Origin of the sequence: Flavobacterium sp. AJR (assembly GCF_002156885.1) — a bacterium.
GTDB lineage: Bacteria > Bacteroidota > Bacteroidia > Flavobacteriales > Flavobacteriaceae > Flavobacterium.
Genome location: NZ_NCWQ01000013.1, coordinates 1 through 13,899, shown reverse-complemented (window position 1 = coordinate 13,899; position 13,899 = coordinate 1). Strand labels below are relative to the sequence as shown.

The following is a 13,899-nucleotide window of genomic DNA, read 5'->3' as shown; positions in this document are numbered from 1 at the left end:
CGAGATAAATTATTAACTTAAGACGTGAAGATTATGACAACAAATGATGTAGCCAAGGTTGTAGATACAGTACTTAGTATCCCTGGCATGAATGAGGTAGTGAAGATTGATTTGAAAATTTCACGAAAAAATGCACTGTTATTAAATCATATAATTGAGCGTGGAATATCCCTTAAAGTGGATTCAAAGCCATCAATTTTAATGACTAGTATCCCGCAAGAAAACCTTCAGGAATTAAAATTTTTTGGAGAGGAATGTTTGCAAAAAGCGGGGCTTATAGAACTCAGAGAAAAGCTTTCTATTTTAACTAGTGAATCAAAACAATAGGAGGATTGTAGATAACCTAATCCTTTTTTTGTTCGTAATTCAATTTCAACACGCCATTTTTATCTGATGAAAAATGGCGTGTTTTTGTAAACTATTGGCTCGATTTTGATATGCAGTTTTGATTTTGGTGAACCTACATTTGTAACTGTTTCATCGATTTCTCTTATCAATCTAAATTGTGCCACCATGAGATTATATAAAAACGCAAGAAAAGTTTTTTTAGAAATAGTATGCCTACTATATGTTTTTTTACTGGTTTACGCTGCTATGAATAAAGGACTTGATTTTGAAAACTTCAAGGTAGAACTAGGACAATCTCCTTTACTTAGTGCTTTTGCGGGTTGGATTTCTTGGGCTGTACTTATTGTTGAATTTTTGATTGCGATATTACTTCTTTTTCCTAGTACCCGCATTAAGGCACTTTATGCTGGATTTTGTTTAATGACCATGTTTACAGCCTATATTTTTATCATGCTCAATTACAGTTCCTTTTTGCCTTGTTCTTGTGGGGGGATATTAGAAAAAATGAGCTGGCAGGAACATTTAGTCTTTAATATCATATTTGTTGTATTGGCAGGACTTGGACTATGGCTCAATCATTCTCAAAGTAGCCCAGGAAGAAAAGCGAAAAAATTTCTTTCGTATCCCGCTAACTTAGTTTTGACTTTTTTATGTAGCTGTGTTGCTGTCATAATTTTATTTCTTTCTTCAGAAGAAATCATGCACCATCAGAATCCTTTTATCCGTCGTTATCCACATCATCCTGTTACGCTCACTCATACCTTAGATTTAAAGTACAATTCCTATTATTTTGCTGGAGCAGGGGAAGGCAAATTATATCTCGGAAATTATACCGTTCCAATGTATTTATTATCTATTGACAGTAAACTACGGCAACAAAAGATTCGAGCGACATTTAATCGCGACAGTTTTTCTTTTAAGTCAATTCGAATGGCAGTTCGTCCTCCTTTTTTCTATATCATAGATGGAAAATCCCCCGCTATTTTTAGTGGTCGAATCAGTAATTGGAATGCTCAATTACAAAATCCAAGACCTCCTTATTTTAGTACTGCAATACCAATGGATAGTAGTACAATTGCCTTTAGAGGAATTAGTAAAACGAATAACAACAATATACTGGGGGTTTTCAAGGCTGGGACTCAATCAAAAATAAAGATGGCACCACAATTATTAGAAATGCAAATCGATGGTGTTTTTGATACAGATGGGATGTTGCATTATAGTCAAGAAATGAAAAGAATCATCTATCTCTATAGTTATCGCAATGAGTATATAGTAGCTGATGCAGATGGAGAACTTGACTACCGGGGCAATACGATTGATACTGTATCGCAGGCACAGATAAAAATTGCCTACCTCAAAGAAAAAACGGAACAAACAATGGCAAAACCAACGTTAACGGTCAATGCAAGCAGCAGTGTTTGTGGACATCTACTTTTTGTTAATTCTAATGTTCCGGGGCGTTACGAACAAAAAGAAGTTTGGAAACAAGCCTCGGTAATTGATGTTTATGATTTAAACAAGAATGCTTATGTATTTAGTTTCCATATATATGGAATCGATGGCAAAAAGCTTCGCAATTTTCTTGTTACTCCAGCCTATGTGTATGCTCTTATCGATACTAAATTGGTAGTTTATCAATTGAACGAGAAACTAAAAAATGAAATGAAACGTGTAGCAGGGAAAAGTTTTTAATACACGTAATGAAATACTAGCGCTAAGTATCAGGAACTAGATCGAACACCTGTAGAAAAAAGTAGATCGCTATTAATCTTAAATTATAATATTATGAAAGCAATATTTTTAAAAAAAATGATGCCAGCTGCAGTTTTTGTATTGGCCATTTCAGGTGCATTTTTAACCACATCAATGCAGAGTGACGCTAAAGTAGATGATGACTTTATTTTCGGGTATGTTACTGACCCATTAGCTCCTCAGGCCTGTAGTATTCAAGTAGTATGTAGTGACGAAGGAGACGACGTTTGTCGCCGTTTTGATGAAACTGGACCTCAGGCGTTTGGACGTGGGGCTAGCCCAACAATTTGCCCAGTAGAAGTTTACCGTCCCGAATAATCTTTAAAATACCCCTTAAAAAGTGCAATGCAGTTCTTCTGGAACTGCATTGCTATTTAGTATAAGTTACTATTTAAGTCCTTTTTCTATCCATGACGCTGGTGGCATATCTTTTAAATGATAATCAAACCACTGATGCAATCGAATAAAAAGATCTTTCCTATTTTGATCATTACTAAGGTTATGTCCTTCTTTGGGATAAAGTAGCATGATATGTTGCTTTTGCAGACGACGTAATGCCAGATAAAATTCTATACTTTGATTCCAGTTTACTTGTTTATCGTCACCTCCAGTCCAAGAGAGTAATGGGGTTGTTATATTCTTTACATGTACAATTGGGGAGTTTCTATCGTAGCCTGTTTGATCTTCAAAGAGGGATTTTCCCATGCGCCATTGTTGGCTCTCAAAACGCCACATATCAGGCCGCCCAGTAGCTCCAACTGTAAGATAGAAACTTGTCAAATTTGTTGCAGCTGAGCCTGCTACCGCAGCAGTAAAAAGATTGGTCTGTGTGATGATAAAATCTGTTTCGTAACCACCGAAAGAATGTCCAATGAGTCCAATTTTATCAGGTAGAACGAGCCCTTTTGAAATCACTTCGTTTGTTGCCGAAACAACGCAATCTGCTGCAGATATTCCAACATTACCAATTTCATATGAAATATCAGGTGCAAGTACAAAATAACCTTGCGTTGTAAAGGTGGATATATTAAATACTCCATCTCCTGTAAATTGAGAAGGGTTGATGTATTTATTATGAAGACTTTGAGATAATTTCTCATAAATATAAACAATCATAGGGTATTTCTTTCGGCTACTATATGCTGCGGGATAGTACAATATACCTTGCAAGGATTCTCCTTTTGTATTTTTATATTGGATTCGTTCAGACTTTCCCCAATAAAACTCCTGTTGCTGTGGATTGCTTTCTACGATTACTTTAGGTACTTTATTGGTATGAGTTTGTAACATCAATCGAGGGGAAAGATCGTAACGTTGCTCTCTATATACAAAAGTCTCTGCGCTGGTAGCTGGTATCAATTGATCTAGACGTGTATTGCTGGAAAGAATTAATTTTTCATTGGAGTGAGGAGACCATTTATAATAACCAAAAGCACCTTTTTTGTCTGTAGTTTCCAGTAATAATCCTTGATTGAGATCTATGGGATCATGAATCATCCCAGTATAATTTGGTTTCTCTACAGTTCTATTGGAGTATCCGGCTAATCGAAATCGGGTTTGGGTTTCTCTACCGTGCGTTAACCTGCGGGAAGAAATTCCATTAGGGCTAATTGCCCACATATCGTATGCATCACACAGGATAATTTCTTTGTCTTGTGGTGTCCAGCCTAGATTGGAGAAAGCACTCCCGTTTTGTGGGTATTCTTTTTCGTTATGTAGAAAGGACTGCTTTCTGTTTTGGGTAATATTGGTATGGGTCTTTTTTGTAATATCATATACCCACCAGTTTTTTTTCTGAAAATAGGCAATGTATTTCCCATCAGGAGAAGGAGTGGTATATAGTACATACCCCAGATGTTTTTTTAAGAACAATTCCTTTTTACCTGTGGATAAATCAACAAGATAAAAATCCCGAGATCCATCATAATCATATTGTGGTTCGTATTGTTTTGTATTGGATATTATAGCATATTTCTGATCACCTGTAAGCATAAATTGCGGCAGAGTGTCATTGGAAATTAGTTGGTAAGAATCCTTTTTAGGACGCCACAGTGCAAGATGGATTTCTTTAGATGCTTTTTGTTTTTCTTCCATCGGATAAATCCATTTGGCATTTCCATTCCATAATTGCACATCAGAATCTTTTAAAGTATCTTTTGATCTGTTATTTTGCTCTACAGTAAAAAAAACGCTGTCCATGTCATCTGAGATTTTTAACTCATAACCTCCTGTTGAGATAAAAAGGGAATCTCCTAGAAATCGGTGTTGGATTTCAGTACTAGGGATGTATAATTTTTTATTGGATAATGTATAATAAAAAATAGTATTTCCGGTGCCCATTACATCCGTTGACTTTTGGATAAAAGCCAATGCTTCTGCTTTTTTTTGCCACACCAGATTAGTAAAAGAAGTCGATCCACTTTGAAGAATCGTTTTTCTGTTTTTTTTAGAAAGTTCTAAAAGAGCTACGGTATGCTTATTATCTATTGACGTTGTGTAGAGTAGCATTTGGCTTGTAGGATCCATTAAAAATTTATGTACTCCTTCAATGCGTTCTTCTATCATTCCATTGGGATTACGAATCATCAATGCATTTCCTTTTGCTTTTTCGTTCAATAAAATCAACAATCGGTTTGCTTTTGCAGCATAAACATAATGGCTTACACTGGATACCGTTTCTTGTTTACCCGTTTTTAAATTTATTAAGTGCAATTCTTTGGTAGTTTGGCAAGCAAACCAATCAGGAGTTATAAAATCCCCGGCGAGTCCTAAAGGAAAAGCATGTGTTTTTAATGATTTGGTATTTTTTATAAATAGGGTATCAAGACCGCTTTGGTATGACATGTTATAACTTACCCATTGTCCATCTGCACTCATTTTATCAAGACGTAGTTCTCCCCATTTAGGATAATCAGATATTGCCACTGTTCTCTTTTGCAATACCTGCCCCCAAAGGGAGCAGGCAACTAATTGCAAAATAAAAACTAAAAAAAAGGTTGGCTTTTGCCGTGGCAACAAAACTGTTGTTTTGGTTTGTACTTTCATTTTAGTGTTAGATATTAAAATTTAATAACCTGGATTTTGAGGTTTAAGATTTGGATTGAGCGTGAGTTCACTCTCTGGGATTGGCAAAAGGCTATCGGTTGTATTCCAGCCTGGTTTTCCAGATAAAACAGCATCAAGTTTGCCCGTGCGCTTTAGGTCGAAAAAGCGATGTCCATATTCCGAAAAAAATTCTTTTCTTTTTTCCTGTTGAACAGCCCCCAAGAGTTCTTCTTTCGAATTTGTCATTATATCAGAGAGTCCTGCTCGTTTTCTGATTTTATTCAAATCTTCTTTTGCTCCTGCAAGATCTCCTAGTTCTGCTCGGGCTTCTGCACGGATTAAGTACTGTTCCGTCAAACGTAAAACCATGGAATATTCCTTAGAAGTTGAGGTATTTCTGGGTTCTTTGTATTTATACGCATAATACCATGTTCGGGTTCCATTACTTACGGAAGTTGTCCAAGCAGTTTTACGCAGATCATTTACTGCAAAAGAATTCAACAGAGACTCACTAAGTGCTACCAGTGGTGGTGGTCCTGAGGTAAAAATAAAAAAAGCTCCTTCGTCTGTGTTCTTACCTGTAAGAGAAGGCATAAATTGCCAGATTGCTTCAGTGGAGTTTTTTAGGAACACCTTATTTAAATTGTTTTCAAAAACATATACCGAATTGTTTTCTATCACTGTTGTGGCTGATTTATTAGCATCATCCCATTTGCCCGTATAGAGATAAACCCTTGCCAGGAGTGCCTTTACTACAAAAGAATTAGCACGTACTCTTTCCGTACTGGAGTACACAGGTAAAAGGAAGTTTTCTGCAGTTTTTAAATCAGTTATAATATGGTTGTAAACTTCGCTTTTAGGCATCCTTGTTACTGTACTATTAACCCTATAATCGGTAGTTTCTATATAAGGAATATCTCCAAAAAGCTGTAACAAATAAAAATGAAGTAAGCCCCGTATAAAAAGTGCTTCTCCCTCTAATTGTGCCTTTTCTTGGGGACTAAAAGTAGATGCATGAACGCCTTCCAATACTGCATTGGTAGCATAAATTTGATTGTAGGAGTTGTTCCAAAAAAGGGCTACAGTTGTGTTGGAGGGTAAAACCTGATTGGTGTAAAATCCAAAAGTAGCACTTGTAGCAGAACCATAAAAAGTAAGTTCATCTGTATAATTCCCCAATTGACCCGAGAGTCCTACCAGAGTGCCAGTAAGGAGCCCTTTGTCCCTAATCTTGGAATAGATATCCGTCATGGCTGCATTGGCGGTAGTATAATCTTGAAATACAGTCTTGTCTGTAAGTTGCGATTTTGGAAGATCTACCTCCAGAAATGAATCGCAGGCAGGCATGGAGAATGTAAAACTCAAAAAGAATATTTTTTTAACTATACGCCAGCAGTGCTTTTTTATATATATCGTTTTCATACTATAATTGATTAAAAAGTTAATTGGATTCCAGCAGTAACGATTTTAAGAGGAGGGAGATACCCTCTGGTTGTAAATTCAGGATCGCCATCTTTATAGGGCGTAAAAGTCAAAAGATTTTGTCCTTGTAACATTATGGTACATTGTATTGCTTTGGAATTTATCGGAACAGCATAGCTCAAAGCAACTGTTTTAAGCCGCACATAAGAGGCGTCTACAATAGTAGCGTCACTGGAACCATAACGGGATTGTGCCGTAACAGCATTAGTATTGTTTCCCGCACTGTAGATTTGATAGGGACCTAAATCACCTGCTTGTTGCCAGCTGTTTATCAATCTTTCCGGTTGATTAATCATCAACCCTGCAAGACCACTGGCATAACTTTGGTTGCGTTGTTTTACAAATTGAAAAAGAAAATCTAGTTTCCATTGTTTGTAGCTCAATTGATTTTGCAATCCTCCAAAATAATCAGGATTAAGATTTACTACTGTTTGCCTGTCATCGGGAGAAGATAATTTTCCATCGTTGTTCTGGTCTTCAAACTGATAGGTTCCTGTTGTAGGGTCAATCCCAATGTACTTGTATCTCAAGAGGATATTAAGAGGTTCTCCGATGCGATACGTATTTTTGTAAGTGGAACTATTTAAATTAGGAAAAGCTATAAGCTCATTACGAGCAATACTCACGTTGAAGCTACTAACCCAATTAAAGTGTTTATTAAAGAAATTAACGGTGCGCAGGGTAAATTCTAGTCCTGTATTTTGTACTGTTGCATCCAGATTGGCTTGGATTTGGGTAAAACCAGTTGTTCCAGGCAGCGGAATTCCGACGAGTTGATTCGAGGAGCGGTTTTGATACCAAGCTCCTGTAAGGAAAATGCGATCGGCGAAGAATCCCAATTCTATGGCGGCTTCCCATTTTTTATTGATTTCCCATCCAAAATCAGGATTAAATAAACGTGTAGGTTGTAGCCCTATACTATTTTGATAATTGATTCCTGAGGAGTTGTAGGTATTTAAAAATTGGTAATCTCCAATTTGATCGCTCCCTGTAGTTCCATAACTGCTGCGCAATTTTCCAAAACTGAACCAAGAACTGCCTTTAAGAAAGCTTTCATTAGTAAATAACCAAGCCACGCCAATAGCACCAAAATTTGCATATTGATTTCCCGGACCAAAACGACTCGATCCATCCCGTCTTGCTGTTAAATTCACAATATAACGATCGTGCCAATTGTAATTAATCCGGCCAAAAAACGCTTGGTATTTATAAATAGTCTCATCACTAAGAATCACTTGGCGAGTGGTGGCGGATGCGAGGTCATGAATCAGACTATTCGAGCTGAACCCACTTCCAGATTGAAACAAGCGTGAAGTGGTTTGTTGTTGAAAGGTTCCTCCTAGTAGAATACCAAGTTTACCACCACCAAATTTCTTTTCCCAATTAACTTGTGGTTCTATAATCCAGGAACTACGCTTGGTATTGTTGAGGAATATATTAGAATCGACGCTAGTGTAACCAAGGGATGGATTATAGATTGTGGAAGGAGTAATGCGACTTTCTACATGTTGTAAATCACTATAACCAAAGCTACTTTTTAGGACCAAATCAGGTATAATTTCATAGGATAAAATAGTATTTGCTAGTAGGTCTTTGGTTATGGATTCTTGTTGGGCAGGTAAGTTTCGTAATGGGTTTTCCCATGTTCCTTTCTCCCAGTTCAGATTTCCTGCTGCATCATACAAGGCAGGAGCATTAGGAGCAAGAGAACGAGAATCATACGTAAGGTCATTGGCAGGGAGGTCGTTATTTTGGGCAGTATATCCAGAGGAAAAGACTAAACGAAATTTTCCATCTTCAGATTGATGATTAAGGCTGAACTGAGCCCCTCCTTTTTTATATAAAAAATCACCTGGGAATACAGTTGATTCTGTGTGATAGTTTCCACTAAGAAGAAATTGAGTATACTTAGAACCACCTGAGATGGTTCCTTGCAAATCTGTAATTAGAGCAGTGCCACCTATGAGTTCTTTTTGCCAATCGGTATACCGATTTTGATCCCATGTTCCATTGATGTCGTAATCACTCGCTGGGTAGGTAGTAATTCCATCATTAACAAAAGCTTGTCTGCGCATGCTGAGATATTGCCCAGTATCCATGAGTTTCATGAACTTGGTAACCGTTCCAGCGCCTGAAGAGGCCGTGAGGGTAAACTTTGTTTTTCCTTCTTTTCCCTTTTTTGTAGTAATGAGTACCACACCGTTGGCACCACGTGAACCATAAATAGCGGTTGCATCGGCATCTTTGAGTATTTCTATACTCTCTATCGCATCTGGATTGATGCTATTAAGTGGGCTAGTAGTAGTGGGAAAAATGGTTGAGGTCTGTGCGTAGCCGATGGGGTCTGAGGCATAAGGAACACCATCAATTATATATAGTGGAGCGTTTGCATCACGGCGTATGCTGTTTTGTCCTCGTATTTGGATTTCGAATCCTCCACCGGGAACTCCTGTGGTTTGGGTTACGTTCACTCCAGCCATCCGTCCTTGCAGTGTTGCCAAGACATTAGTGACAGGTTGGGTTTCGATATCCTTGCCTGTGATTCTGGAAATGCTGCCCGTACGCTCGCTTTCCTTTACGGTATAATATCCTGCATTGACTCGGACTTCTTGCAGCGCCATGGTATCGTACTCTAATTCTATGTTTATGGCTTGCCGTCCTTTTATTGGGATTAGGGCGGTTTTGAAACCTATAAAAGAAACGATTAAAGTATCAGATACAGCCGCGGCGATACTATACTGCCCGTTGTAATCGGAAATAGTTCCTGAATTCGTTTTGCCTTTTAAGGCAATAGTAACACCGGGTAAAGGATTAGTACCATCGGTAATGGTACCATGTACCAAATTTTGTTGAGTGTTGGACTGCAGTTGCCGCAGTACACTTTTTGCTAAAACAGGGGTAAAAGACAAGAAACACCCGAAAAAAATCAGGCAATAAAGAGCCTTACTACCCTTGTAAAATGAATAATTATTCATAATATTGGGTTAGTTAAGTAAAACGTTTGTTTTGTTTGCTACGGTCCTCTATACTAGTTTGGTGACGAAGTAGAGGGCCATTTTTTATGCGTTAAGTTAGGTGGAGTATGGTATCGACTACCAGTTTTGTTGAATCATAGGCAAGAGATTTTAATTAGTTGGAAACTATTAATGCAATTGCAAGCCTAAAAAACAATGAAGATTTGGTGCTATGAATGAAAACTGAAGGATTTGCTAAAGAAATAAAAAATGGCGCAGGTACTCAGCTTATCGTATCAAAGGCACTGGCGGCGCCCTACCACAAATAAGTGAGCCCACGCCAAAATAGACGTGAGCATCTTACTTATCCTCTCGTGGTATTTAAAACGCCAGTTTTTTGATACGAGATTCAAAGCGAATGCTTCAAATATTTTTAATGAAGAATCGCAAAATTAATAAAGGATACTGACTATTACTATAATAATTGTATCAAATCTTATTCAAAGATAGTAAATAATATTTGTAATCCAAGTGGCTTACAGAATATTATGAAAAAAGATCAAAATTGCAGTATGGCAGAATTAACAAAAGAAGATATTGTATTGCAAAAGAAAATTGCAGAGAGAATAAAGTTTTTAAGATTAAAAACAAGTCCTTCTCAAACAGACTTTGCTAAAAAACATGATATAGACCGCCAAACTATTAATCGTTGGGAAAGTACAAACGATAAAAGGGGAGTAACTATATATTCTATTCAAAAATTTTGTAAAATGTTAGATATAACGTTGAAAGATTTTTTTGATGATGAAAGATTTAAAGATGATGCTTAGGCATCATCTTTAATACTATACTAAACTGTGAGGAATAGTAGTTTTCTAAATATTCTACTCCGTCATAAATAACTAAACAAACTTATACAGATATTACAGACAAGGGTATCAAAGTTTCAACTGAAAATCAAATAACAAAATGATTATAAACAAAATTGAAATTCTGAATAAGATTTGTTACACAGAACTAGTTTATGACAGAATAAATAAAAAACTAAGTAGTAACTTAACAAAATCTGAAATTGAAACAAAGCTTTTTGATATCATAAAAAAAACGGAAGAAAAATTCTTTCATAAAATCGGTAAAAATTATTATGTTTCAAATACTGAAAATGACATCAGAATTACGGTAAACTCATATACATACAGAATTATCACTGTTGACCGAATTACTAAAATCAAAAAAAAACTATCGGATTTAAAATAATTGAAACAAACACTATCACAATTATTATAGTGATTGTTAAACTCTTTTAAATTAAAAAAAGTGAAACTGGTAAACAACCCCACTTAAATAATCTAAGTAGGGTTTATTTATTTTACCAAATTACTTTTTAGCCGCTTCTACAGAAACTTTTCTAAACTCTTTTAAAAGTTTCTCAATTTCTAAAGTTGCTTTACGTGATCTTGGTTCAGCAGCTTTTACACCTTTCTTGATTAGTGGCTTAGATTCTGTTTTAATCTTTCTTACTCCATAACAAACCATAATCTTTCTGATACGATTATGTTACTTAATTCAAGTAATAAATTATTCTTATGCAATCCATAAATCTTTTCCAAGAAAGTAATTTAGATTCCAGATTGTTCATTTCTTACACTCATAAGTGCCCAATTTATGATTACTTTTTTCCAAAATTAAGTTATGAACGCTTCACTTAGCTTATTTATTATCACTTATCTTACTATAAAAAGATTATTTAGATAAAATACCATGTAGTAAATTTTTTATAAAATCATTAAAAGTGGGTATTGCTTAGAGCAATGGGAAGGGTTAGTTTTGGAAGATATTTTTTAAAATGATAATTCTCTTTTAATTAAATATAAAAACACATATCACTACAGTTTATTTTGCAGAGCATGTACACATAACTCTAGGAACTATTGTAGAATATATCGAAAGAGATTTTAAATCACATACCCATAAATAAGAATAAGTCTTGAGTCTAAAAAAAGAATGAATATTGGGGACATTATAGACAAATATGCTAAAATAATAGTGGTAAAAATCTAAATCAAATTATGAGTAGAATAAGAATTGTTGGAGGCACAATAACAACAACTACTGGTGGAGACCATAATATCTACTCTGACGGCAATATTGTATATAATTCAGCTAAAGCTATTACAGAAACAAGTGATGTAGGAATTAGTTATGGAGAGCCTAAAAACGCACCTAAAATAAGTAAATTTAAAAAAATATTTGATATTAAATGGATGTGTGCTGAGATGAAAAACCAAATAAGTGCTGCGAATATTGGAAATAAAGTAAGTCTTTTGGTAAGAACTCGTCACTATGAAAAAGGAGAAACTGTTAGTTTGAAAATTAAAGAGATTGACGACAAGGAAATAAAAGGAGGAGTAAAAGAACTTATATTTACAGGAATTGTAAATGAAGATGGCTTTGCTGAGCTAAAAGAACGGTTAGAAATTGAAAACTAAAATAGCTCGATGGGAAGAACATTTTATATTGCAGAAATAGATGGTGATACACGCTTTCAGCACGTACGTTTAAATATAATAGAATCTGGGATATATATAAATCCAGGCATTGCCTTTATGGGATTTATGAATCAAAACTTTTATTTTGTCAATGATGTCAAGAAAAAAGTAGGACTTAATAATGTAGAGATTGGATATGTAAAATATTTGTACAAAATAAGAAACGCGTACAAAAACAATACTGAAATATCATACACTTATTTTACAGGACCAAATGGGTTTCACATAAGAGAAAGAGTTTTTATTGCAGGAAAAATATTTCCAGTTTTAAATGCTGTTTATAAAGGAGAAAATGCAAATCCAAAAAGAATAGAGATAAGAAGCTGTAATTTTACGGAACTTAGACTACTTTTTGGAGAGCCTGATTACTCGAGGTACAGTATAAACTACATTAGTATAGATAACGATAAAATTAAAATATTTTTGCCAAAAGAGGAAATGGGAATAAATTATGCCACATATTTATTCGATTTTTTAACAAATGGCTCTGAAATGCAAAGAGTGGCTACCCATGGTGAATTTCCGGATAAAGAAACGTGCGAATTAGCCAGAAATTGCACCCTCTATACAGATGCGCTTCCACCTGGTTGCTGGCTAACGAGTGATAGAGAAGATAACAATGAAGTATGGAAAAAAAGTTGTGAGTATATCCTAGAATTTAAGCAAACAGGGATTTTGGCACCTTTTTCTCAAATTGCAGATTTCTACAAACATGTAGATGATAAATTACCTCAATTTGGGCATCATATAAGATGGACTAAAGGAGCTATTCCTTTAGTTAGTGCGTTACAGGCTCTAGAAGGAGGCGCATCATATATTGAAAATAGTGTAGAGGCAATATTAAGTGAATTGAATGTGGGCATTTGCGATTATGCCATTACTCAATTTTATGAATTGTTTTACGGGAAATATAAAGATGCTCCCCTAACAAACGATGCAGATGCTTATGATTTTGATTTACAATTCGTAAAACACGAACAAGGTGTGGTAGCTCCTCCTATTTATGCTAAAACGACTCGAGAAACTATAAATGTATTCCAGGCTATGGCTGACAAAGACCCTCAAGGGGATACAATGCATATTAAGGATAGCTGGCACGGATTAGGCTCATTAGTTATTTCTATTTTTAAAAATGTAGCCCCAGAGTTTGACAACCCTTGGAATGGAGATGTAACTGATTCTGGCTTCAGAACCGATTTACCTTTGCTGATGCTATGGCTGGATCGACATAAACCTACCTCAAAATCATTTAGAGATAAAGTAGATGCAAATGGGTATTTAAAAGAAAAATATAAAAAAATAATTAGAGATAATGAATATGAAAAGAAATAATTTTTTTGTAAAAATATGGCTAGTTCATTTATTTGTCTATTATTTAACTGCTAGTGTTATAGTAAAAGGGAATTTATTAGACAACCCTTTGAGTTCTAAAAAAATGTTAGAAATAATTCAATTAGTATTAATTTCTCCATTTTTTGGGATTATGGGTTTTTTAGAAGATATACCATTCTTTATATTACTTCCTATTTCTATAATGTTAGCTTTAATTTTTACTAAGTTCAAGAAAAGATGGTTTTTATCTTATTCATTATCTTTATTTATTTCATACTTTATTGATTATCTCTATCTTTTTTATAATCATAAACAAACTAAAGTTTTATTTGATGATGGATACAATATTTTATTTGTTGTTATTCCTTGTTTAATTGTTTCAATAAGTGTTAATTGGTTTTTATTTAAGGATAAATATAAAAATATAATTATAG

The 13,899-nt window shown here is 35.1% G+C and carries 12 protein-coding genes; 8 read left to right on the top strand and 4 right to left on the bottom strand.

Annotated features, from left to right (window positions below):
* Positions 1-33: 33 nt before the first annotated feature.
* From B8T70_RS04890 to B8T70_RS04880, 3 genes are all read left to right on the top strand, one after another.
* Positions 34-327 (top strand): hypothetical protein, encoded by a 294-nt coding sequence (locus tag B8T70_RS04890; RefSeq protein WP_369827368.1) that lies wholly within the window; start codon positions 34-36, stop codon positions 325-327.
* Positions 328-513: 186 nt separating this feature from the next.
* On the top strand, positions 514-2,043 hold the full coding sequence (locus B8T70_RS04885; RefSeq protein ID WP_086894121.1) for a MauE/DoxX family redox-associated membrane protein: 1,530 nt from the start codon (positions 514-516) through the stop codon (positions 2,041-2,043).
* A gap of 93 nt (positions 2,044-2,136) precedes the next feature.
* Positions 2,137-2,421, top strand: a complete 285-nt coding sequence (locus B8T70_RS04880; protein WP_086894120.1) for a DUF6520 family protein — start codon at positions 2,137-2,139, stop codon at positions 2,419-2,421.
* A 69-nt stretch (positions 2,422-2,490) separates the two neighbouring features.
* Here B8T70_RS04880 and B8T70_RS04875 read toward each other — a convergent pair whose 3' ends face one another.
* The 3 genes from B8T70_RS04875 to B8T70_RS04865 all read right to left on the bottom strand — a co-directional run bounded on the left by B8T70_RS04875 (position 2,491) and on the right by B8T70_RS04865 (position 9,605).
* Positions 2,491-5,148 (bottom strand): prolyl oligopeptidase family serine peptidase, encoded by a 2,658-nt coding sequence (locus B8T70_RS04875; RefSeq protein WP_086894119.1) that lies wholly within the window; start codon positions 5,146-5,148, stop codon positions 2,491-2,493.
* A gap of 21 nt (positions 5,149-5,169) precedes the next feature.
* Positions 5,170-6,513 carry a RagB/SusD family nutrient uptake outer membrane protein gene (locus B8T70_RS04870; protein WP_242667427.1) on the bottom strand — a complete coding sequence of 448 codons (1,344 nt, stop codon included), beginning with the start codon at positions 6,511-6,513 and terminating at the stop codon, positions 5,170-5,172.
* A gap of 68 nt (positions 6,514-6,581) precedes the next feature.
* Entirely contained in the window at positions 6,582-9,605 is a 3,024-nt protein-coding gene (locus B8T70_RS04865; RefSeq protein ID WP_086894117.1) for a SusC/RagA family TonB-linked outer membrane protein, read from the bottom strand.
* A gap of 551 nt (positions 9,606-10,156) precedes the next feature.
* Between B8T70_RS04865 and B8T70_RS04860 the strand changes: the two genes are divergently transcribed.
* Entirely contained in the window at positions 10,157-10,414 is a 258-nt protein-coding gene (locus tag B8T70_RS04860) for a helix-turn-helix transcriptional regulator (protein ID WP_039115166.1), read from the top strand.
* A gap of 139 nt (positions 10,415-10,553) precedes the next feature.
* Positions 10,554-10,841, top strand: a complete 288-nt coding sequence (locus B8T70_RS04855; protein ID WP_052259509.1) for a DUF3781 domain-containing protein — start codon at positions 10,554-10,556, stop codon at positions 10,839-10,841.
* 120 nt (positions 10,842-10,961) lie between these two features.
* On the opposite strand, the gene B8T70_RS04850 is transcribed toward B8T70_RS04855, so the two are convergent.
* Positions 10,962-11,120 carry a hypothetical protein gene (locus tag B8T70_RS04850; RefSeq protein ID WP_039114980.1) on the bottom strand — a complete coding sequence of 53 codons (159 nt, stop codon included), beginning with the start codon at positions 11,118-11,120 and terminating at the stop codon, positions 10,962-10,964.
* A 533-nt stretch (positions 11,121-11,653) separates the two neighbouring features.
* Between B8T70_RS04850 and B8T70_RS04845 the strand changes: the two genes are divergently transcribed.
* The 3 genes from B8T70_RS04845 to B8T70_RS04835 form a co-directional block, all read left to right on the top strand.
* Positions 11,654-12,073 (top strand): hypothetical protein, encoded by a 420-nt coding sequence (locus tag B8T70_RS04845; RefSeq protein WP_039114978.1) that lies wholly within the window; start codon positions 11,654-11,656, stop codon positions 12,071-12,073.
* A 9-nt stretch (positions 12,074-12,082) separates the two neighbouring features.
* The gene (locus B8T70_RS04840; RefSeq protein WP_039114976.1) at positions 12,083-13,465 is read left to right on the top strand and encodes a hypothetical protein; all 1,383 of its coding nucleotides are present in this window, start codon (positions 12,083-12,085) and stop codon (positions 13,463-13,465) included.
* Positions 13,452-13,899: hypothetical protein (locus B8T70_RS04835; protein ID WP_133059413.1), on the top strand; the 448-nt coding region annotated here is incomplete at its 3' end. The genes B8T70_RS04840 and B8T70_RS04835, both read left to right, overlap by 14 nt.